The organism is Streptomyces sp. NPDC090127 (assembly GCF_044746945.1).
Classification (GTDB): Bacteria; Actinomycetota; Actinomycetes; order Streptomycetales; family Streptomycetaceae; genus Streptomyces.
Map to the genome: position 1 here is coordinate 1,137,852 of NZ_JBIVDE010000002.1, position 20,615 is coordinate 1,158,466.

The following is a 20,615-nucleotide window of genomic DNA, read 5'->3' on the forward strand; positions in this document are numbered from 1 at the left end:
CCCCTGGCAGAAGGCGGTGAACTACAGCGAACGAAGGGCCTGTTCGAGGACGGCGGCGCCCTCCTCGGCCTCGGAGACGGTGAGCGAGAGCGGCGGCGCGATCCGCAGGGAACTGGTGTTGTGGCCGCCTCCCTTGCCGATGAGCAGGCCGTTCTCGCGGGCGGCCTCCAGGACGGCCGCGGCCGCCGCCGGGTCCGCCTCGTCGGTGCCGGGCCGGGTGAGCTCGATGCCGGCCATCAGACCCCGGCCGCGCACCTCCCGTACGGCGTCGACGCCGGCGGCCGCGGCCCGCAGCCGCTCCATCAGCAGGCCTCCGACGCGCCGGGCGTTGCCCTGGAGGTCGTGTTCGAGGAGGTACGAGAGGTTGGCGAGGCCGGCGGCCATGGTGACCGGCGAACCGCCGAAGGTGGAGATGGAGTTGGCGTCGAGGCAGTTCATGATCTCGGCGCGGGCGACGACCCCGCCGATCGACATGCCGTTGCCGATGCCCTTGGCGAAGGTGAGCATGTCGGGCGGGCCGGCCTGGTCGTGCGCCTGCCAGCCCCAGAAGTGGTCGCCGGTGCGGCCCCAACCGGTCTGCACCTCGTCGGAGATCCACAGGATGCCGTGCCGGTCGAGGACGCGGCGGAAGGCGGCGTAGAGCCCGTCGGGCGGGGAGGTGAAGCCGCCGACGCCCTGGACGGGTTCGGCGATGAGCGCCGCGACGTCCCGGGTGTGGCCGAGCAGGTCCTCCAGGTCGGCGACGCAGGCGTCGACGAAGCGCTCGTCGGTGTACTGCGCGTACGGGCCGCGGGTGCGGACGCCGCCGTGCACGTAGAGGGTCTGGAGCGGGGAGAGGCCCGTCGGGGTCCAGGAGCGGTTGCCGGTGATGCCGACGGTGGAGAAGGACCGGCCGTGGTAGCTGTTGCGCATCGCGAGGATCTGGTGGGAGCGGCGGTACGCGGTGGCGAGCAGCAGGGCCGTGTCGTTGGCCTCGGTCCCGGAGGTGGTGAAGAAGACGCGGGCGTCGGGGATGCCGGAGAGGGTGGCGATCCGCTCGGCCAGCTCCACCATGGGGCGGTTGAGGTAGAGCGTGGAGGAGTGGATGATCCGGCCGGCCTGCTCGGCCACGGCCTTGGTGACCTCGGGGAGGGCGTGGGCCGTCATGGTGGTGAGGATGCCGCCGAAGAAGTCGAGGTACTTCCTGCCGTCGGCGTCCCAGACGTGGCGGCCCTCGCCGTGGGTGATCTCGATCGGGTCCTGGTAGTAGAGGGCGACCCAGTCGGGGATGACGGCGCGGTGGCGTGCGTAGAGGTCGTTCACGGCTGCACCAGCCCGTCGTAGGCGTCGGGGCGCCGGTCGCGGTAGAAGGCCCACTGCTGCCGCACCTCGTCGATGAGGCGGAAGTCGAGGTCGCGGACGACGAGTTCCTCCTCCTTGTCGGAGCCGACCTCGCCGACGAACTGGCCGCGCGGGTCGACGAAGTAGCTGGTGCCGTAGAAGTCGTTGTCGCCGTACTCCTCGATGCCGACGCGGTTGATGGCGGCGACGAAGTACTCGTTGGCGACGGCGGCCGCGGGCTGTTCCAGCTGCCAGAGGTAGGACGAGAGACCCCGGTGGGTGGCCGACGGGTTGTAGACCAACTGGGCTCCGTTGAGTCCGAGTTGGCGCCAGCCCTCGGGGAAGTGCCGGTCGTAGCAGATGTACACGCCGACCCGCCCGACGGCGGTCTCGAAGACCGGCCAGCCGACGTTGCCGGGGCGGAAGTAGAACTTCTCCCAGAACCCCTTGACCTGGGGGATGTGGTGCTTGCGGTACTTGCCGAGGTAGCTGCCGTCGGCGTCGATGACGGCGGCGGTGTTGTAGTAGAAGCCCGGGCCCTCGACCTCGAAGACGGGGACGACGATCACCATGCCGGTCTCGCGGGCCAGCTCTCGCATGCGGGTGACGGTAGGCCCGTCCGGGACGGGTTCGGCCCAGCGGTAGTGCTCGGGATCCTGCACCTGGCAGAAGTAGGGGGCGTTGAAGACCTCCTGGAACCCGATGACCTTGGCGCCCTGCCGGGCCGCCTCGCGGGCGTGCTCCTCGTGCTTGGCGATCATGGATTCGGTGTCGCCGGTCCAGGTCGCCTGGACGAGTGCGGCGCGTACGACGTCGGTCATGAGCTGCTCCTTCGGCGCGGCGTCAGAGAGCCTCTACGCACGTAGACGCGGTGCGTAGGAGGAGAACGTAAGCCCCGTCACACCCCGGAGCAAGACCACCGCCGTGAACCGCCGGAGTCGATCATGTTTCATACCCGAGTGGTCCATGTCGGACACGCACCGACACGTTCGGTGAGGCCATGCGTGCACAGCGCGCCCGGGCGAGCGCAGGCGGCCGGGGTCAGGTTCCGGCCAGGCCCGCGACGCGCAGGGCGTGCAGCAGGTCGCGCTCCCGGGCCGGGGACACCGCACGGGCGGCCGCACGGAGTTGGGGCAGGCCGTCCGGGTCGGCCGCGGCGAGTTGGGCGGCGTCCTCGGGGGTACGGACCCGGAGGAAGGCAGTGAGCAGGGCCTGGGCCTCACGGTGATGCCCCTCGGCGCGCAGCGCGGCGCACGCGCCGGCCAGATCGCCGACCGGGCGGGCGACGCCCTGCCGCAGCAGGTGCTCGCAGTCCGCGGTCCGGCCCGCGTCGGCGAGCACCCCGGCGACGGCGGCGAGGCGTCCGGGCGGCAGCGAGGCCGCCTCCCACAGGAGGGTGGCCCAGTCGGCGCCGAGGCCGACGCGGTGCAGCTCCGCCGCGAGCGCCGGAAGCCGGCCGGTCGGTCCGGCGACGGCCTCGCAGAGCAGGGCGTGCGCCTCGCCGCTGCGCCCCTGGGCGCGCAGGCGCCGGAGCGCGTACACGGCGTTGGCGGCGGCACGGCCGGCGTCCTGCGCGGTCTCCTCGACCTCCGGCGTGACGGCGGGAGCCGTACGGGCGGTACGGGCGGTACGCGCCGTGAGGCCGGACGCCGCCTCGCCGCCGCCGTACCGGGCCCCTCGGGGCGCCGCCCCGGCCACGGGCAGCTCGACCGCGGGGCCGGGGGCCGGCGCCTCCTCGACGTCGTCGAGCCAGGCGTAACGGGCGCCGCGCGGCTTGCGCCGGGGCGTGGCGGCGACGGCGGAGGGCACCCTGCCCGGGTCGGGCGCGAGGGCCGCGAGGCGGGCGGTGAGGTCGGTGACGCGGGACGTCGCGCGGGCGTGGTCGTCGCGGGCCCAGGCCAGTTCGTCGGCGGTCCGGTCGTCCGGGGCGCCCGGGACCTCCCCGAGGCGGGCGGCGAGTTCGCGGGTGCGGGCCTCGGCGTACCGGCGCTCGTGCTCCATCGCCGCCAGCCGCTCGCGCAGCGCCTCCGCCCCGCCCGGCCGCCGGTCGTGGGCGGCCGCCGCCGCGCGGTGCAGGGCCCTGGCCCGGGTCGCCTCGGGCCCGGCGGGTGACTCGCCGAGGTCCTGGAGCAGCGACTCGACGACGTCCCAGGGCAGGATCTCCGTACCGTCGAAGCAGGCCCGCAGGCCCTCCGGGTCGCGGTCGGCGAAGACCCCGTACCAGCCCCGGCCCGGCACCAGGCGCGCCGCGACCTCGCCCAGGTAGCGCGCGAACGCGCCTACCTCCGCCGGGAGTTGATACACCGTCATATCGTCCGCACCGCCCGCGCACTCGACTGGGACCTGCCGGTCCACCGGCATTGGACCGCAGTCGTGTTACGGGACGGCTACAGGCTGTTTTCACCCGGCGCCGGTCTCGCGGCGAACGGGTCAGAAGCTGACCACGATCCCCGTGTGCGGCCGCTTGCCCAGCCGGGCGATCGTGGCGGGCCAGTCGACGAGCCAGAACTGCCAGGTGTACTTGCGCCCGAGCAGCTTCCGTACGCGCTTCAGCTCCTCGCCCTCCAGGAGCCGGCCGGCGCCCTCCAGCCGCTGGGCGCCCTCCGCCACGTTGCCGCGCAGGTCGCAGACCGCGACCACCGTGCGCGGGTCGTTCCGCAGCCGCTTGACCTTCCAGGAGTCGCTGCGGGTCCAGGCGTACAGCTCGTCGCCCTCCACGGCGTACCAGACGGGGGTCGCGACGGCGGTGCCGTTCCGGCGGAAGGTGGTCAGGCTGACGTAGCGGCCGCGCCGCAGCTCCTCGGGAATCATGCGTCGAGCCTACGCAGGGTGCGGGCCGGACCCGCACGGCTCCCGTCAGACGGGCACCAGCGCGCACTGGACGACGATCTCGTCCATGGACAGGCCGAGGACGCCCGCGAGCGCCGCGACGGTGAAGAAGGCCGGCGTCGGGGCCCGCCCGGTCTCGATCTTGCGGAGGGTCTCGGCGGAGAGGCCGGCCGTCGCGGCGATCTCGACCATCGAGCGGTCGCCGCGCGCCTCGCGGAGCAGCCGACCGAGCCGCTCGCCTCGCTCGCGCTCTTCGGGGGTCAGGGGTGTGCGCACCATGCCACCATTCTAGTACCGGTATAGAAATAGGGAATGGTGACGAGCTCCCGCGGGGTGCCGGGGCGCGTCGGCGCCCCGCGGGAGCTTCAGCGCCCTGCCGGTCGTACGACCATCGCCGAACCGCCACCGCGTCGTACGGTCTCGGCGGCGGCGACCCAGCGGCCGTCCGGCAGTCGCTGGACGCCGGTCGCCGCGCCGATCTCCGGGTTCTGCCGGAAGCCGTGACCGATGGCCTCCAGCTCCGCCCGCAACGGGCTGTTCCACAGGCCCGGTTCGAGCTCCGTCGTCGTCTGGTTGCGCTGGCTCGCCCGGGGCGCCGCGATGGCGTCGACGAGGGGCAGGCCGAGGTCGACGACCCCGGTCAGGGTCTGGAGCACGGTGGTGATGATGGTCGCCCCGCCCGGCGAGCCGAGCGCGAGGACCGGGCGGTCGTGCCGGTCGAGCACGATCGTCGGGGACATCGAGGAGCGCGGCCGCTTCCCCGGGCCGGGGAGGTTCGGGTCGTGGACGGCCGGGTTCGCCGGGGCGAAGGAGAAGTCGGTCAGCTCGTTGTTCAGCAGGAAGCCGCGGCCCGGGACGGTGATGCCGCTGCCGCCCGTCGACTCGATGGTCAGCGTGTACGCGACCACGTTGCCCCACCGGTCGGCGACGGTGAGGTGCGTGGTGTTCTCGCCCTCGTACGTGGTCGGCGCGGCCGTACCGCCGCTCGCGCAGGCCGCCGGGTCGCGCGGGTCGCCCGGCGCGAGCGGGCTGGTCAGCACGGCGTCGTCGCGGATCAGGCACGCACGGGAGTCGGCGAACCGCTGCGAGAGCAGCTCCTTCGTCGGCACGTCCTCGAAGGCCGGGTCGCCGACCCAGCGGCCCCGGTCGGCGAACGCGATCCTGCCGGCCTCGATGAAGCGGTGCAGATAGGCGGCGCGCGAGGCGGTGGAGAGGTCGGTGCGCTCCAGGATGTTGAGGGCCTCGCCGACGGTCGTACCGCCGGAGGAGGAGGGCGCCATGCCGTAGACGTCGAGGCCCCGGTAGGAGACCTTCGTGGGCCGGCGCCGCTCGGTCTCGTACCCGGCGAGGTCACGCTCGGTCAGGTCGCCGGGACGGACGACCCGGGTGGCGCCCTCCCGTACCGGGGGCTGGCGCACGGTGTTCACGATGTCCCGGGCCAACGGGCCCCGGTAGAGCGCCCCGACACCCTCGCGGCCCAGCTTCTCGTACGTACGCGCCAGGTCGGGGTTCTTGAACGTCGAGCCCACGACGGGGAGTCGACCGCCCGGCAGGAACAGCTCGGTGGAGGCCGGGAAGTCCCGGAAGCGGCCTTCGTTGGAGGCCGTCTGGGCGCGGAAGGTGGCGTCGACGGTGAACCCGTCGCGGGCGAGCCGCTCGGCCGGTTCGAGGAGCGTGCGCAGCGGCTTGCTGCCCCAGCTGTCGAGCGCGGCCTTCCAGGTCGCCGGGGTGCCGGGGGTGCCGACGCCGCGGCCGCTGGTCATGCCCTCCTCGAACGGGATGGGCGCGCCGTTCTCCACGAAGAGGCCGGCGTCCGCCGAGGCGGGCGCGGTCTCGCGGCCGTCGATGGTCCGGACGGTGCGGGTCCTGGCGTCGTAGTGGACGAAGTAGCCGCCTCCGCCGATGCCGGCCGAGTACGGCTCGGTGACGCCGAGGGCGGCGGCCACGGCGACCGCCGCGTCGACGGCGTTGCCGCCCTTGCGGAGCACCTCGATGCCCGCGGCGGAGGCGTCGGCGTCGACACTGGTGACGGCGCCGCCGTGGCCGACGGCGACGGGTTCCTTCACCGGCGGCCTCGGGCCGCCGGCGGTCGGTGGCGCCGCCGCGCCCACCGAGAGCACCGTCACGGCGACGGCGAGCAGAGAGACCTTCCGAGCGGTGGAGCGTCGCACCTGTACCTCCAGTCAACGACCGTCCGGGCAGCGTAACTTCCGTCCCGCCCTCTCGTCAGGACCGCCTCGAACACCGGTGCGTCGGAGCGCTAGCATGCGCGCCCATGAACGAAGACCTGCGCAATGTCGTCCTGGGGGTCCTCGCGACCGGGGTCAGTGGTTCGCTGGGCTGGCTGGCCCGGACGTATCTGTGGCGCCGCGCGCTCCGGCGCAGGCAGGCGTTCTTCGGGCTCCGCGACGGCTCCGAGTGCCTGCTGGTGGTGAACCGCAAGGCGGGCAGCGAGCGGGCGGTGCACAACGTGGACGTGTCCGCGCTGCTCGAACTCTCCGCCCTGATCAAGGACTGCGGGGCGCGGCCCGAGATAGTCCAGCACGACGAGGCCCGGCAGGGTCTCGGCGACGTGACGGAGTTCTGCGTCGGCGGGCCGTACTCCAATCGGCGGATGGCCGCGCATCTGTCGTCCCTGCTGCCCGGCCTGACGATGAGCGTGGAGCCGGAGCCGATCGCGGACCGGAGCATGTTCACGGTCGGCGGCGAGGTGTACCGGTGCGTGAACGGGTCCACCGAGTACGTGGTCCTCGCCCGTCTCACCGGCGGGGAGGGCGGGCGGCCGGTCTTCCTCCTCTGCGGCCAGGCCGCGATCGCCAACCAGTCCGCGAGCCGCTATCTGGCCCGGCACCACGAGAAGCTGGCCCGTACCTACGGCTCCGGCCCCTTCGTCCTCCTGCTGAAGGTCGTGAACTCGGACGCGTACGGCCCCGACGTGGTGGAACTGGTCGCCGATGTCACGTCGGCGGCGCGGACCGCGCCCGCACCCGAACCGGCAGCGACCTGAGCCCGTTGACGAAGTTGGAGACGAGCCGCCGGGGCGGGGCCGCGAGCTCCAGATCCTGGAACGCGTGACGCGCCTCCTCGTGCAGGACGCGGAGCTGGAGCCGGGCGAAGTGCGCGCCGAGGCAGACGTGCGGGCCCTCCCCGAAGGAGACGTGCGGGTTGGCGGCGCGGTCCAGGTCGAGGCGGTGCGGGTCGGCGAAGACGCGTTCGTCGTGGTTGGCGGAGGCGTGGAGGACGACGACCTTGTCACCGGCGGCGATGCGCCGGCCGGCGAGTTCGGTCTCGCGGGTCGCGGTGCGCCGGAACGAGAGCACGGGCGGGTGGACGCGCAGGAGTTCCTCGACGGCGCGGTCCACGGCGACCGCGCCGCTCCAGAGCCGGCGCCGTTCGTCCGGGTGCCGGGCGAGGGCGAGCAGTCCGCCGGGGGCGGCGCTGCGGACGGTGTCGTTGCCCGCGACGGTGAGCAGGAAGAAGAACATCTCCAGTTCGGCGGGCCGGAGTTCGGAGCCCGCCAGCACGGTCATGAGGTCGTCGCCGGGGTTCTTCCGCTTGTACGCGGCGAGTTCCTGGGCGTAGGCGAACATCTCGGCGAGCATCGCGGGCGACCGGGGGTTCACGGGCCGCCCCCGGTCGTCGAGGACGGGCGGCTCGTCGGGGTCCTGGTAGGCGATGACCCGCTCGGTCCAGGCGAGCAGCAGCCCCCGGTCGCTCGGGTCCACACCGAGCAGGTCGGTCAGGTTGAGCAGCGCGTAGTCGTCGGTGACGGCTTGGACGAGGTCGACCTCGGGTCCGGCGTCCAGGGCGGCCGTCAGCAGCTCACGGGCCCGGGTCCGGGCGGTCTCCGCGAACCGTTCGATCCGCCCCGGTGTGAATCCACGGCTGACGAGCCGCCGCAGGCGGTGGTGGTGCGGGGGGTCCTGATTGAGCATCATCCGCCGGATGAACGGCAGGTCGGCGGGGTCGGGGTCACGGATCTGGGTGGCGCCCAGGTACGAGGAGTAGGCGGTGGGCTCCTTGAGGACGCGTACGACGTCGGCGTGGCGCGAGACGGCCCAGAACCCGGGCCCGGCGGGCCAGCCGAGGAGGGCGCGTTCCTCCTGCCGGGCGACGGGCCAGTGGTCGCGCAGGGCGCGGTAGGCCTCGTGCGGGATGCCGTCGGCGTAGATCCTCGGATCGAAGACGTCGGGGACGTCGCTGTCGCTCTCCACGACCCCAGCCTGGTCCTCCCGCCGACGGAACACCAGAAGGCGTCGCCCGCACGGCACCCCCCGGTATCGCCTATCTCACATCCGACATCACCGATATAGATCGGATTATCGCAACCTCCGCCGTCCTGGTGCCCTCTTCCCTCGGCAAGAGAGATCACTACGGAGGTTGTCCCGTGAACCGCACCCGCCCGCGCGCCCTGCTCACCGCCACCGCCGGGGTCCTCGCCGTCACCGCGCTCACCTCGTGCACCGGGGGCGCGGCGGCCGCCGGGGGCGAAGGCGGCAAGGAGGTGCCCCCGACGCGGATATCCGTGAACCTCACCGGTGACCGGGCGAAGGCCGGTGAGCCGGTCACCGTGAGGCTGGCCGAGGGGACCCTGCGCGAGGTGACGGTGACCGACTCCAAGGGCGCCCGCCTGGACGGCAGGGTCTCCGGGGACGGGAAGCGGTGGACGTCGGCGCGGAAGGCGACGCCCGGGACCGCGTACGCCGTCGAGGCGCGGGACGCCGCCGGGGGCAGCGCGCGGGCCGCGTTCACCACGGCCGCCGCGGAGAAGGTCAACAAGCTGACGCTGGCCCCGGGCAGGAACACCACGGTCGGCATCGGCCAGCCGCTGTCGATCGTCTTCGACCACCCGGTGAAGAACAGGGCCGAGGTCGAGAAGCACCTCAAGGTCAGCACCTCGAACAGCACCGAGGGCTCCTGGGGCTGGATGCGGGACTGGTCGGGCAAGGACCGGGTGGACTGGCGGCCGAAGACGTACTGGAGGTCCGGCACGAAGGTCACCCTGGACGCATCGCTGAGCGGCATCGACTCCGGCTCCGCGGGCGGCTGGTTCGTGCGCGACTACACCACCAGCTTCCGCATCGGGAAGAACCAGCTGGTCAAGGTGGATCTCGACCACCACCGTCTGACGCTGCTGCGCGACGGAGAGACGGTCAAGGACGTGCCCATGTCGGCCGGCACGCCGGGCGGCGAGAAGGCGTCCTGGCGCGGGAGGACCGTCCTGATGTCGAAGGAGGGGACCATCAACATGCGCTCGGAGACGGTCGGCCTCGGCGACGCCTACGACAAGATGGTCGACTACTCGATGCGGCTGACCTGGTCGGGCATGTACGCGCACGCGGCGCCGTGGAACGCGGCGTACTTCGGCAGCGCCAACAAGAGCTCCGGATGCATCGGGATGAGCGACGCCGACGCGCGCGGTGTGTACGACCAGGTGCAGGTCGGCGACCCGTTCGAGGTCACCGGCTCGGACGCCAAGGGGACGCAGGCGGTGAACAACGGCTACGGCGCGTGGAACGTCTCCTGGGCCGACTGGCAGGCGAAGAGCGCCCTGCGCTGATCCCGCGTTCGACAATCGTTACCGTCGCGTAACTTACCGACCAGTTACCTCGGGTAAGCCCACCCGGTTACCGTCGGGTCACTTTGCACTGTCCCCACCAGTGACACGAGCAAGGAGTGACCCGTGCGTGCACCTCTCGCCCTCGCCGTCTCGGCCGCCCTGGTGGCCGGGGCGGCCCTCGGGCTCGCCCCCGCCGCCCACGCCGCGCCGACCGGCCCGTCCGTCCGCTTCGTCGACATCGCCGGCGACGGCGGCACCGTCCTCAAGGCCAATGTCGTCACCCCGGCCGGTGCCGGCGCCTCGGCCCGCTACCCCGTCATCGTCCTCCCCACCAGCTGGGCCATGCCCCAGATCGAGTACCTGGTCCAGGCCCAGAAGCTCGCCGACTCCGGTTACGTCGTGGTCAGTTACAACTCCCGCGGCTTCTGGCAGTCCGGCGGCGAGATCGAGACCGCGGGTCCGAAGGACGTCGCCGACGCGTCCAAGGTCATCGACTGGGCGCTCGCCCACACCCCCGCCGACCCGGCCAAGGTCGGTATGGCGGGCGTGAGTTACGGCGCCGGGATCAGCCTCCTCGCCGCCGCGCACGACAAGCGCGTCAAGGCCGTCGCGGCCCTGAGCGGCTGGGCCGACCTCATCGAGTCCATCTACAGCGGCCGCACCCAGCACCTCCAGGCCGCGGCCCTGCTCGGCGGCGCGGGCTACCTCACCGGCCGACCCGGCCCCGAACTCCAGGGCATCCTCGGCGACTTCCTCTCCTCGAACCTCGCCAAGGAGAGCGAGATGATCGCCTGGGGCGCGAAGCGGTCCCCGGCCACCTACCTGGACCGGATCAACGCCAACGGCGCCGCGATCATGCTCGGCAACGCCTGGGGCGACACCATCTTCCCGCCCAACCAGTACGCCTCCTTCTACGAGAAGCTCCAGGGCCCCAAGCGCCTGGAGTTCCGCCCCGGCGACCACGCCACCGCCGAGGCGACCGGCCTGTTCGGGCTGCCCAACGACACCTGGACCAGTGCCCACCGCTGGTTCGACCACCACCTCAAGGGCGTCGACAACGGCGTCGACCGGGAGCAGCCGGTCCAGCTCAAGTCCCGTTCCACCGGTCCGTACGAGGGCTATCCGGACTGGAAGTCGGTCGGCGCGAACGAGCGCAAGATCGCCCTCGGCGGTTCGCAGCGCATCCGGGCGAACATCGACTCCGGCGCCAACGGCGGCATCGTGCTGCTCTCCAACCTGCTGGACCAGCTGGTCCAGGCCCCGCCCGTCGCCTCGATCCCGCTGCTGCCCCGCTCCTTCGCGGGCGTGTGGCAGTCCGAGCGGTACGACACGCCCCAGCGGGTGCGCGGCACGGCGAAGCTGCACACCACGGTCACCTCCACCAAGGAGAGCGGCACCCTCGTCGCGTACCTCTACGACGTGGGCCCGCTCGGCCTCGGCAAGCTGGTCAGCAATGCCCCGTACACCTTCCACGGGAAGACTCCCGGCGCCCCGTTCACCGTCGACCTGGAGCTCTTCTCCACGGCCTACGACGTGCCCGAGGGCCACCGGCTCGCCGTGGTCGTCGACACCGTCGACCCGCTCTACATCGAGCACAACCCGACCGGCGCACAGCTGACCTTCTCCTCCCCTGCGGCCGACCCCTCGTACGTGTCGGTCCCACTGCGGGCGGAGTGATCACCGGCTGCTGCCGGGCGGGCTTGGCTCCCTGCGAGCTACTGCGAGGCCGTTACGGCCCCGTGGGGGGACCCCCACCCGGCAGCAGCGTCCCTGGTTCGGCCGGGTCGACGTCCACGGCCTGTGTCTTGGGACTGCGCCGCTCCCTCCTGGCCACCCAGGTGGCGAACCAGGAGAGGAGCATGCACATCCCGATGTAGATCGGCGAGATGACCATGACGACGGGGATGAACGGCAGATCGTAGTCGAGGTTGGACGCGATCAGCTTGCCCGCGTGCAGGAACTCCTCGTAGGTGATGAGGAATCCGAGCGAGGTGTCCTTCAGCGCGACCACCAACTGGCTGATGATGGCGGGCAGCATCGCGCGCAGCGCCTGCGGTGCCAGGACGTAGGTCATCACCTGGGTCTTGCGCATCCCGAGGGCGTACGCCGCCTCCCCCTGGCCGCGGTCGACCGAGTTGACGCCCGTACGGAACACCTCGGCGAGCACCGAGCCGTTGTACAGGGTCAGTCCGGCGACCAGGGCGGGCAGCGGCTGGACCTTCAGCGCCACGAAGATGAAGAAGATCATCACCAGCACGGGCATGGCGCGGAAGAACTCGACGAGCAGGGTGGCGACCCAGCGGAACACCGCCCGCTCCGAGAGCCGTCCGACCGCGAGGACGGCGCCGAAGGCGAGCGAGAGCACCGAGGCGTACGCGAACGCCTTGAGGGTGTTGCCGAGGCCCCGGAGCAGCAGCTCCTGGATGCCGACGTACTCGAAGGGGGACCACTTGGTGGCGGTGAACTGGTCCGTGTCGAACAGGAGATAGAGGATCCAGCCGGCCAGCGCCAGGATCGCGACGGTCGAGAGGACGCCGTAGAGCAGATGACGCCTACGGGTGTGTGGACCCGGGATGTCGTAGAGGGCGGTGGAATCGGTCATCGGGCGACCCCCCAGCGCTTCTCCAGGACGTTGAAGAGGGCGCTGATGGTGAGGGTGATGAGGAGATATCCGACGGCGATCCAGACGAAGGTCCAGATGATGTTGTAGCCCAGCTCGCTCAACGTCTTGTAGGTGCCGAGGAGTTCGGTGACGCTGAAAGCTCCGGCGATGGCGGAGTTCTTGGCGAGCGCGATCAGGGTGGAGCCGATGGGCGGGATGACCGAGCGGAACGCCTGGGGCAGCACGACCGCGTTGAGCGTCTGACTGAACGTCATCCCTAGGCTCCGGGAGGCCTCGCCCTGGCCGCGCGGCACGGTGTTGATGCCGGACCGCAGCACCTCGCAGATGAAGGCCGAGGTGTAGCAGCCGAGCGCGAGGACCGCGAAGAGCTCGAAGGGGAGCACGAGTCCGAAGCGCGGCAGCCCCAGCATCACGGCGAAGAAGAGCAGGGTGAGCGGGGTGTTGCGCAGGATGGTGACCCAGACCGTGCCGAAGATCCGGAAGGAGCCCACCGGCGCGACCCGGAAGGCGGCCATCACGAAACCCAGGACCAGGGCCAGGGCCGAGGCGTAGACGGTGAGTTCGACGGTGCCGAGTAAGCCTTCGCCGTAGAGCGCGAAGTTGTCTGTCAGGACGTCCATGTCGGGCGCTCCCTCCTCAGCTCGCCGGATAGCGGTCGATGGGCGGCGGCTGCGGGGCGGGCGCCCCGGAGAGGCCGAGGGTCACGTCGTAGGCCTTCTTCCAGTCGCCGTTCCTCTCGTGGAAGGCGAGGGCGTCGTCGAGGGCGAAGCGCAGGGCGTTGTCGCTCCGGGGGACGCCGACGCCGTACGGCTCCTCGGAGAACGGCTCGCCGACGACCTTGAGTTCGTCGGGGACCTTCGCCGCGTAGCCCAGGAGGATGGTGTCGTCGGTGGTGACCGCGTCGACCTGGTAGGTCAGCAGGTTGTCGACGCAGACGGAGTACGTGTCGTAGGCGACCAGTTCGGCCTTCGGGTAGTCCCTCTCGATCCGCTGGTACGGGGTGGATCCGGCGGCCGAGCAGACCCGCTTGCCGTCGAGGTCCTGCGGTCCGTGGATGTCGTTCTCGTCGGCGCGCACGAGCAGCGACTGGCCTGCCAGGTAGTACGGGCCGGCGAAGCCGACGAGCTTCTTGCGGTTGTCGTTGATGGTGTAGGTGCCGACGTAGTAGTCGATCTGGCCGTTCTGCAGGGCGGTTTCGCGGTTGGCCGAGGCGATGGTCCGGAAGCGGATCGAGGCCGGGTCGAAGCCGAGGGAGGCGGCGAGCATCTTGGCGATCTCGATGTCGAAGCCGGAGTACCGGCCGGTGGCCGGGTCCTTCTCCCCCATGTAGGGCTGGTCCTCCTTGACTCCGACGACGAGGTAACCGCGTTTCCTGGCCCGCTCCCAGGTCGGCGAGTCCGGCAGTCGGAACGCCGACTGCACCTGGTAGACGGGGAGTTCGTCGGGCTGCGGCCCCTTGACGGGCGGGCTGCCCTCCTTGCCGCAGGCAACCAGCGCGATCGACGAGACGAGGAGCAGCGCGAGGGCGGCCAGCAGGCGTCGCATACGGTGCATGTGTGTCCGGCCCCCGCTCAGTGCTTGAGGATCTTGGACAGGAAGTCCTTGGCGCGTTCGCTCCGTGGGCTGGTGAAGAACTCCTCCGGTGTGCGGTCCTCGACGATCCGGCCGTCGGCCATGAAGACCACCCGGTTGGCGGCGGAGCGGGCGAAGCCCATCTCGTGGGTGACGACGACCATGGTCATGCCCTCGCGGGCGAGTTGCTGCATCACCTCCAGGACCTCGTTGATCATCTCGGGGTCGAGGGCGGAGGTCGGCTCGTCGAAGAGCAGCGCCTTGGGGTCCATGGCGAGGGCGCGGGCGATCGCCACGCGCTGCTGCTGGCCGCCGGAGAGCTGGGCGGGGAACTTGTCGGCGTGGGCGGCGAGGCCGACCCGGTCGAGGAGTTCCCGGGAGCGCCGGTCGGCCTCCTCCTTCTTGCGCTTGCGGACCTTGATCTGCGCCAGCGACACGTTGGCGAGGACGGTCTTGTGCGCGAAGAGGTTGAAGGACTGGAAGACCATCCCGACCTCGGCCCGCAGCTTGGCGAGCGCCTTACCCTCCGCCGGGACGGGCTGTCCGTCGATGACGATCTCGCCCGACTCGACGGCCTCCAGCCGGTTCATGGCCCGGCAGAGCGTCGACTTGCCCGAGCCGGAGGGCCCGATGACGACGACCACCTCTCCGCGCCCGACGGTGAGACTGATGGACTGAAGGACGTGCAACGTGCCGTAGTGCTTGTTGACGTCACGCAGCTCGATCAACGGATCGGCAACCGCCATACGCTCCCCTGCCCCCTTCTCGGCTCTGTCGAGGTCAGCGCAAACTATCCGCCCCGAAAAGGGACTTCACGCTCGACACGCATAAGGGCGGCATAAGCCGTATTTACTGCACAAGGGTGTCCGGGAGGGGGTACGGGCGGGGTGCGGTGGCCCGGACCTCAGAACTCGGCGGCCTCCCCGTAGACCTGGGAGAGCTCCGGCGATCCGGTCACGGCCCAGTCGAGTCCGGCCTCCACGACGTTGATCTCACGGCCCGAGGCGAGCCGCACCACGGGCTGGCCGCCGGGCCACACCTGCCAGCTCGCGCTCGGCACGTTCCGCACGATGACGGTGCCCAGGTAGAGGCCGGCGTCGTTGCCGATCCAGGGCAGCTCCTCCGGGTCGTCGCGCCAGCTCGGCGGTAGCTGGTCGAGGGCGGAGAGCGAGCCCGGGGTGTCGTCGAGGGTCACCCCGGCGTCCTGGACCCTGGCGCGCAGCAGCTCGCACTCGGCGAGCAGCTCCCCCACTCCCTCGGGGTCGCGGTCGAAGGCCGCACCCAGAGGCGAGGGATCGACGTCGTGCCGCTTGCGCCAGTTGTCCAGGAACGGGATGTTCATCCGAACAGCGTCGCATTTCACCCTCCCGTGGACCACCCGGCGCGCGGAGATCATCCACGCCGCGAGGCCACGCCGGGCGAGAGCGGTCGTACAACCTTCCGAAGAGACGGTAGGTCATAGGGCCGTGTCCAAGAGGATGAGGAAGGAACACGCTGTGCATACCGTTCTGTCGCGTCGCGTCCTGATGTCGGTGGGGGTCGTTCTGGGAACGATCGCCGCCACGCCGTTCGTGTCACCGGCCGCCGTCGCCGCGCCGTCGTCCGCCGCCCTGGCCCCGGCGGTCCCGACGGCCCCGGCCGCCCCGGCGGCTCCGGCGGCTCCGGCGGCCACCGCGCCTGTTCCGGTGCCGTTCCTGGCCGCGGGCGGCCGACTGGTGGGAGCGGGAGCCACGGGATTCCTGTCCTACGACGCCGAGGGCACCAGCCGCTGGACCCGGTACGCGGACGGCGTCTCGACCGTGGTCGAGAGGGGTCCCCTCGATCACGCCACCGGCTCCGCCTCGGACATCATGGCGGTCGTCACGAACGAGTACCACCGGCCCACCGACGCGCAGGTCAAGCTGTACGACATGGCCGCCGGCACCGCGCCCGTCACCTTCGACCTGTTCGGAGAAGCCGCCGGGCAGGTCGAAGGGGTGGTGGGATCGGCCCTCGTCATGAACGAGGCCGATCAGCACCCGAAGATCGTCAGCAGGGACGGAGAAAAGGGCAGCGTCCGCGAGGTGGCGGACACGTACGACGGCACGTACAGCTGGTTCACACTCGGCGACAGCCTGCCCGGCCTCGCTTTCGGCAGCCACTCCTCCTACCACCCCACCACGGGAGGAAGGGAGGACAGAGCAGTCGTCGACCTGGCGACCGGCCGCGTCGTCGAGACGTACCCGGTCTCCTCCGGGGGGACCTGGTGGGACCTCATGCTTCTGTCGTCGAGCCATGTCGCGTGGACGGAGAGCGCGGGCGAGAAGGTCGTCCTCGCCTCGGCGAAGCGCGGCTCGGCCGAGGTCACGCGCGTCCCGCTCGCCTACGACGGCCAGGCGAGGCTCGCCGGAGGCCTGCTCGGCGACTGGTTCGTGGCCGCCGACTCCGCCGCGACCGTCCCCGGGACGCCGCAGCGGACGTTCACCGCCCGGTCGCTGACGGACGGGACCACCGTTCCGCTCCTCGCCCACGCGCAGAGTGTGACGAAGGGACCCGGCGACACCCTGCTCGCCCTCGGCACCACCGCCGAGCAGGGCGAGGGCGTCTACCAGATCGCGCTCGGAGCCGACGGGAGACCGGCCGCCGAGCTGATCGCCTCCACCGGAGAGGCCGAGGGGGACACCACCCCCCTCACCTACGTCGGGCATGGTGTCCCGGCCGTCCTCAACCTCGACGGCGTCGCCAGGACCCGCCTGGCGTGGAAGTTCTCCAGCACCAAGGCGGACCTCACCGTCGAACTCGTCCACCAGGAGTCGTCGCGGCGCTTCACGCAGACCGTGCGCCCCGGCGCGACGGGCACCGGGGTCTTCCCGGACGGGTCGCTGGGCATCGACTGGGCGGGGGTCCTCGGGCAGCACCCGGGGGCGATCGAGGAGGGCGCCCTCCCCGGCGCGTACGAGTGGAAGGTGACGGCCACGCCCTGGAACGGCATGCCCCGGGTCACCTCTTCAGGAACCTTCACGGTGGTTCGCACGCCCCAGGCGCACGACTACACCGACAACGGTTCGCCCGACCTGCTCGTGCTTCCGGCGGACGGCTACCTCGACCGGGTCGACACCCTCTGGGACGACGACTCCAAGCGACTCGTCCCGGCCTCCCCCGGTTGGGCGAGCACGGTGTCCACCGTGAAGTGGAGCGCGTACGACCGCATCGAGTCCGCCGGCGACATGGCGGGCTCGACGGCGCCCGACGTCATCAGCCGCGACAGGAACGGCGTGCTGTGGCTGCACCTGGGAAACAAGCAGGGCTTCATCGAGCAGCCCGTCCGGAAGATCGGCGGCGGGTGGGACGCCTACCACCTCCTCGCCGGGGGCAGTGAGCTGACGGGCGACGGACGGGCCGATCTGGCCGCCGTGGACAAGGCCGGTGACCTGTACCTGTACGAGGGCACCGGCTACGCGTCCGCGCCGTACAAGCCCCGGAAGAAGATCGGGTTCGGGTGGGGGATCTACAACGAGCTGGTCGCCGTCGGCGATGTGGCCGGAGCTACGGCCGGTGATCTCGTGGCCCGGGACGGGGCCGGTGTGCTGTGGCTGTACCTGGGCAAGGGGGACGGCACGTACGCCCCCCGCGTCAAGGTCGGCGCCGGCTGGAACGAGTACCGGGACGTCGTGGGGATCGGGGACGCGAACAAGGACGGCCGTCCCGATCTGTACGCGCGGAGCGCGGCGGGCAAGGCGTACTTCTACGCCGGCACGGGCAGCTGGCGGGCCCCCTTCGCGCCCCGGGCCGCCACGACCGCCGGTCTCCCTCCCGCGGGCACGACCTACCACCAGGTGCTCTGACGAGCGCGCCGCCGCCTCGCGAACCCGGGTCGGCGGCGCGCCACACCGTCTAGACGTCCAGGTCGACGACGACCGGGGCGTGGTCGGACGCGCCCTTGCCCTTGCGCTCCTCGCGGTCGACGTAGCTGTCCTTGACCGCGTCGGCGAACGGCTTGTTGCCGTACACCAGGTCGATCCGCATGCCCCGGTTCTTCGGGAAGCAGAGCTGGCGGTAGTCCCAGTACGTGAAGGGGTGGTCGTACTTGAGCGGGCGCGGGACCACGTCCACGAGCCCCGTCTCACGCAGCCCGGCGAGCGCGGCCCGCTCCGGCTCCGTGACGTGCGTGAGGCCCTCGAAGGCGGCCCGGTCCCAGACGTCGTCGTCGGTCGGAGCGATGTTGTAGTCGCCGAGCACGGCGAAGGGGCGCGCGGCGGCCGCGTCCTCGGCGACGGCGGCCTGGAGCGCCTCCAGCCAGCGGAGCTTGTACGCGTAGTGCTCGTGGACGACCTCGCGGCCGTTCGGCACGTACACCGACCAGACGCGGACCGGTCCGCAGGTCGCCGAGATGGCCCGGGGCTCGTCCAGCTCCTCGTAGGCGGGCCCGCCGGGCAGGCCCATGACGACGTCCTGCAGGCCGACCTTGGAGAGCAGGGCCACGCCGTTCCACCGGCCGGTGGCGTTGACCACGGACTCGTACCCCAGCTCGCGCAGCTCGTCGGTGGGGAACTGCTCGGCGGTGCACTTGGTCTCCTGGACGCACAGCACGTCCGTGCCGGTGCTCTCCAGCCAGGCCAGGAGTCGGGGCAGGCGGGCGGTGATCGAATTGACGTTCCAGGTCGCGATGCGCATGAGGGAAAGCCTAACGGCGGGGTACGACAGTCACCGTTCCCGCGGCTTGCCACGCCGCCGGTGGATCACAGCTCGGTGGAGTCCCCCGGGGTCAGCCGGCCGTGGTCCGTCCCGCCCAGCGCGCCGATCTGGCTGTCGTAGATCGGCCGGGCGAGGTCGGTGAGCAGGGCGTCGTGGATGTCGATGGCGCGACGCGGCTTGACCTCGCGTACGTACTCGATGACTTCCGAGATCTTGTTCCACGGAGCCATCACCGGCAGCATCAGCGTGTCCACCGGCTGCTCGGGGACGGTCAGGGCGTCACCCGGGTGGAAGACGGTGCCGTCGACCAGGAAACCGATGTTGGTGATCCGGGGGATGTCCGGGTGGATCACCGCGTGCAGCTCGCCGTGGACCTGGACGTCGAAACCGGCGGCGGCGAAGGTGTCGCCGTGGCCGACGGTGTGGACGCGGCCCGGGAAGGCGGCCGAGAGCTTCTCCGCGACGCTGCGCAGGGTCCAGATCTCGGCCGCCGGATTGGCCTCAAGGCCGGCCCTGAGCCGATCCTCGTTGAAGTGGTCGGCGTGCTCGTGGGTGACGAGGAGGACGTCGGCGCCGACGGCGGCGTCCTCCTCGCTGAAGGTCCCGGGGTCGATGACGAGTGTGCGCCCGTCCTTCTCCAGGCGGACGCAGGCGTGCGACTTCTTCGTCAGCTTCACAGGACCAACCTCACGACGGGCCGTACGGGTGCGGCCAGCCTACGCCTGGGGCGTGGTCTCCTCCTTGATCGCCCTGCCGACGACACGCAGGGCGCTCTCGGCGGCCGGCAGTCCGCAGTAGACGGCGGTCTGGAGCACGACCTCGCGCAGCTCGTCGGGGGTCAGCCCGTTGCGCAGGGCGGCCCGGGTGTGGTCGGCGAGGGCGTCCAGGTGGCCGCCGGCGATCAGGGCCGTGAGGGTGACGCAGCTGCGGGTACGGCGGTCCAGGCCGTCGCGGCTCCAGACCTCGCCCCAGGCGTAGCGGGTGACGAGGTCCTGGAGGTCGGCGCCGAACGCGTCGGCCCTGGCCTGCTCCACGTGGGCGTCGCCGAGGATCTCGCGGCGGAGCTTGTCGCCCTGCTCGTACGGGTCGGGGCGCGGGGCCCCGGCGGGCTCGGCGGCCGGCTCGACGGGGGCGATCTCGGCGACGGGCACGACGGAGGCGGAGACGGGCGGCATGGGCGGTGCGGGCAGCGTGGCCTGGGTGTCGTGGACGATCCCGGCGAAGTGGTCCGTGAGCAGCTCGGTGACGGCGGCCGGCTGCTCGACGGGGGCGAGGTGGGAGGCGCCGGGGACGACCGCGAGCCGGGCGTCGTTGATCCCGGCGACGAGGGTGCGGGCCTCGGCGGGGCCGGTGACCTGGTCGTCGGAGCCGACGAGGACGAGTGCGGGGACGCCGATCCGGCCGAGGGCCTCGCGGACGTCGAAGAGGGCGAGGGCCTCGCAGGCGCCGATGTAGCAGCCGGGGTCGGTGGTGCGGACCATCTGTACGGCCCACTCGACGATGGCGGGCTGGGCGCCGCAGAAGGCGGGGGTGAACCACTGCTCGGGGGCGGTACGGGCCATGGGGTCGAGGCCGTTGGCGCGGACGATCACCCCGCGCTGGCGGAACTCGTCGGCGCTGCCGAACCGGGGCGAGGTGGCCACCAGGGCGAGCGAGGCGACCCGGTGGGGTGCCCGCAGCGCGAGGTCCAGGCCGACCGCGCCGCCGATGGAGCAGCCGGCGTAGCCGAAGCGCTGGACGCCCAGCTCGTCGAGGGTGGCGAGCAGCCGGTCGCCGAGCTCGGCGACGGAGGTGAAGGGCCGCGCGGGCGCCCCACCGTGCCCGGGCAGGTCGAACCGGACGACCCGCCACTGCCGGGTGAGGTCGGGTATCTGCCGGTCCCACATGTGCATGGTGGTGCCCAGCGAAGGGCCCAGGACCAGGACGGGGGCGTCTTCTCTCCCGTCGAGGCGGTATTGCAGGGTGTTCGTCGGTGTCTCACTCACGCCCTGCACGCTCTCACACCCCCCGATCCCCCAGATGCGCGGGTCACGGAGC

19 protein-coding genes are annotated in these 20,615 nt (G+C 71.7%); 4 read left to right on the top strand and 15 right to left on the bottom strand.

Annotated features, from left to right (window positions below; genetic code table 11):
• Positions 1-21: 21 nt before the first annotated feature.
• From ACIPPS_RS10610 to ggt, 6 genes are all read right to left on the bottom strand, one after another.
• On the bottom strand, positions 22-1,302 hold the full coding sequence (locus ACIPPS_RS10610) for an aspartate aminotransferase family protein (RefSeq protein WP_401429319.1): 1,281 nt from the start codon (positions 1,300-1,302) through the stop codon (positions 22-24).
• On the bottom strand, positions 1,299-2,141 hold the full coding sequence (locus ACIPPS_RS10615) for a nitrilase-related carbon-nitrogen hydrolase (RefSeq protein WP_401429322.1): 843 nt from the start codon (positions 2,139-2,141) through the stop codon (positions 1,299-1,301). The genes ACIPPS_RS10610 and ACIPPS_RS10615 overlap by 4 nt, the downstream gene beginning before the upstream one ends.
• A gap of 220 nt (positions 2,142-2,361) precedes the next feature.
• Complete coding sequence (locus ACIPPS_RS10620; RefSeq protein WP_401429324.1) at positions 2,362-3,630, bottom strand: UL36 very large tegument protein; 1,269 nt, start codon at positions 3,628-3,630, stop codon at positions 2,362-2,364.
• Positions 3,631-3,750: 120 nt separating this feature from the next.
• Positions 3,751-4,131, bottom strand: coding sequence for a PPOX class F420-dependent oxidoreductase (locus tag ACIPPS_RS10625; RefSeq protein ID WP_401429327.1), 381 nt, complete (start codon positions 4,129-4,131; stop codon positions 3,751-3,753).
• A gap of 45 nt (positions 4,132-4,176) precedes the next feature.
• A complete protein-coding gene (locus ACIPPS_RS10630) occupies positions 4,177-4,428 on the bottom strand; it encodes a helix-turn-helix domain-containing protein (RefSeq protein WP_401429330.1) in 252 nt (83 codons plus the stop codon).
• 86 nt (positions 4,429-4,514) lie between these two features.
• Positions 4,515-6,320: a gamma-glutamyltransferase gene (ggt, locus tag ACIPPS_RS10635; RefSeq protein ID WP_401429333.1), complete on the bottom strand. Its 1,806-nt coding sequence runs from the start codon at positions 6,318-6,320 to the stop codon at positions 4,515-4,517.
• 104 nt (positions 6,321-6,424) lie between these two features.
• On the opposite strand from ggt, the gene ACIPPS_RS10640 reads away from it, so the two are divergent.
• Positions 6,425-7,156, top strand: a complete 732-nt coding sequence (locus tag ACIPPS_RS10640; RefSeq protein ID WP_401429336.1) for a hypothetical protein — start codon at positions 6,425-6,427, stop codon at positions 7,154-7,156.
• Here the strand turns inward: ACIPPS_RS10640 and ACIPPS_RS10645 are convergent.
• The gene (locus ACIPPS_RS10645) at positions 7,107-8,363 is read right to left on the bottom strand and encodes a cytochrome P450 (RefSeq protein ID WP_401429338.1); all 1,257 of its coding nucleotides are present in this window, start codon (positions 8,361-8,363) and stop codon (positions 7,107-7,109) included. The genes ACIPPS_RS10640 and ACIPPS_RS10645 overlap by 50 nt on opposite strands.
• Positions 8,364-8,536: 173 nt before the next feature.
• Here ACIPPS_RS10645 and ACIPPS_RS10650 point away from each other — a divergent pair, with 173 nt between their 5' ends.
• Positions 8,537-9,709, top strand: a complete 1,173-nt coding sequence (locus ACIPPS_RS10650) for an Ig-like domain-containing protein (RefSeq protein WP_401429341.1) — start codon at positions 8,537-8,539, stop codon at positions 9,707-9,709.
• Between the two features lie 123 nt (positions 9,710-9,832).
• A complete protein-coding gene (locus tag ACIPPS_RS10655; protein ID WP_401429343.1) occupies positions 9,833-11,386 on the top strand; it encodes a CocE/NonD family hydrolase in 1,554 nt (517 codons plus the stop codon).
• A gap of 52 nt (positions 11,387-11,438) precedes the next feature.
• On the opposite strand, the gene ACIPPS_RS10660 is transcribed toward ACIPPS_RS10655, so the two are convergent.
• The 5 genes from ACIPPS_RS10660 to ACIPPS_RS10680 form a co-directional block, all read right to left on the bottom strand.
• A complete protein-coding gene (locus tag ACIPPS_RS10660; protein ID WP_401429345.1) occupies positions 11,439-12,311 on the bottom strand; it encodes an amino acid ABC transporter permease in 873 nt (290 codons plus the stop codon).
• Positions 12,308-12,952: an amino acid ABC transporter permease gene (locus ACIPPS_RS10665; RefSeq protein ID WP_401429347.1), complete on the bottom strand. Its 645-nt coding sequence runs from the start codon at positions 12,950-12,952 to the stop codon at positions 12,308-12,310. Before ACIPPS_RS10665 ends, ACIPPS_RS10660 begins: the two co-directional genes overlap by 4 nt.
• A 16-nt stretch (positions 12,953-12,968) precedes the next feature.
• The gene (locus ACIPPS_RS10670) at positions 12,969-13,877 is read right to left on the bottom strand and encodes a glutamate ABC transporter substrate-binding protein (RefSeq protein WP_401429349.1); all 909 of its coding nucleotides are present in this window, start codon (positions 13,875-13,877) and stop codon (positions 12,969-12,971) included.
• A gap of 26 nt (positions 13,878-13,903) precedes the next feature.
• Complete coding sequence (locus tag ACIPPS_RS10675; RefSeq protein WP_401429351.1) at positions 13,904-14,650, bottom strand: amino acid ABC transporter ATP-binding protein; 747 nt, start codon at positions 14,648-14,650, stop codon at positions 13,904-13,906.
• A gap of 158 nt (positions 14,651-14,808) precedes the next feature.
• A complete protein-coding gene (locus ACIPPS_RS10680; RefSeq protein WP_401429354.1) occupies positions 14,809-15,246 on the bottom strand; it encodes a DUF6278 family protein in 438 nt (145 codons plus the stop codon).
• Between the two features lie 154 nt (positions 15,247-15,400).
• On the opposite strand from ACIPPS_RS10680, the gene ACIPPS_RS10685 reads away from it, so the two are divergent.
• A complete protein-coding gene (locus tag ACIPPS_RS10685; protein WP_401429356.1) occupies positions 15,401-17,728 on the top strand; it encodes an FG-GAP repeat domain-containing protein in 2,328 nt (775 codons plus the stop codon).
• Between the two features lie 49 nt (positions 17,729-17,777).
• Here the strand turns inward: ACIPPS_RS10685 and ACIPPS_RS10690 are convergent, their stop codons facing one another.
• The 3 genes from ACIPPS_RS10690 to ACIPPS_RS10700 all read right to left on the bottom strand — a co-directional run bounded on the left by ACIPPS_RS10690 (position 17,778) and on the right by ACIPPS_RS10700 (position 20,563).
• Positions 17,778-18,557 (bottom strand): exodeoxyribonuclease III, encoded by a 780-nt coding sequence (locus ACIPPS_RS10690; RefSeq protein WP_401429358.1) that lies wholly within the window; start codon positions 18,555-18,557, stop codon positions 17,778-17,780.
• A gap of 65 nt (positions 18,558-18,622) precedes the next feature.
• Positions 18,623-19,255, bottom strand: a complete 633-nt coding sequence (locus tag ACIPPS_RS10695) for an MBL fold metallo-hydrolase (RefSeq protein WP_401429360.1) — start codon at positions 19,253-19,255, stop codon at positions 18,623-18,625.
• A gap of 39 nt (positions 19,256-19,294) precedes the next feature.
• Positions 19,295-20,563: an alpha/beta fold hydrolase gene (locus tag ACIPPS_RS10700; RefSeq protein WP_401429362.1), complete on the bottom strand. Its 1,269-nt coding sequence runs from the start codon at positions 20,561-20,563 to the stop codon at positions 19,295-19,297.
• Between the last annotated feature and the right edge of the window lie 52 nt (positions 20,564-20,615).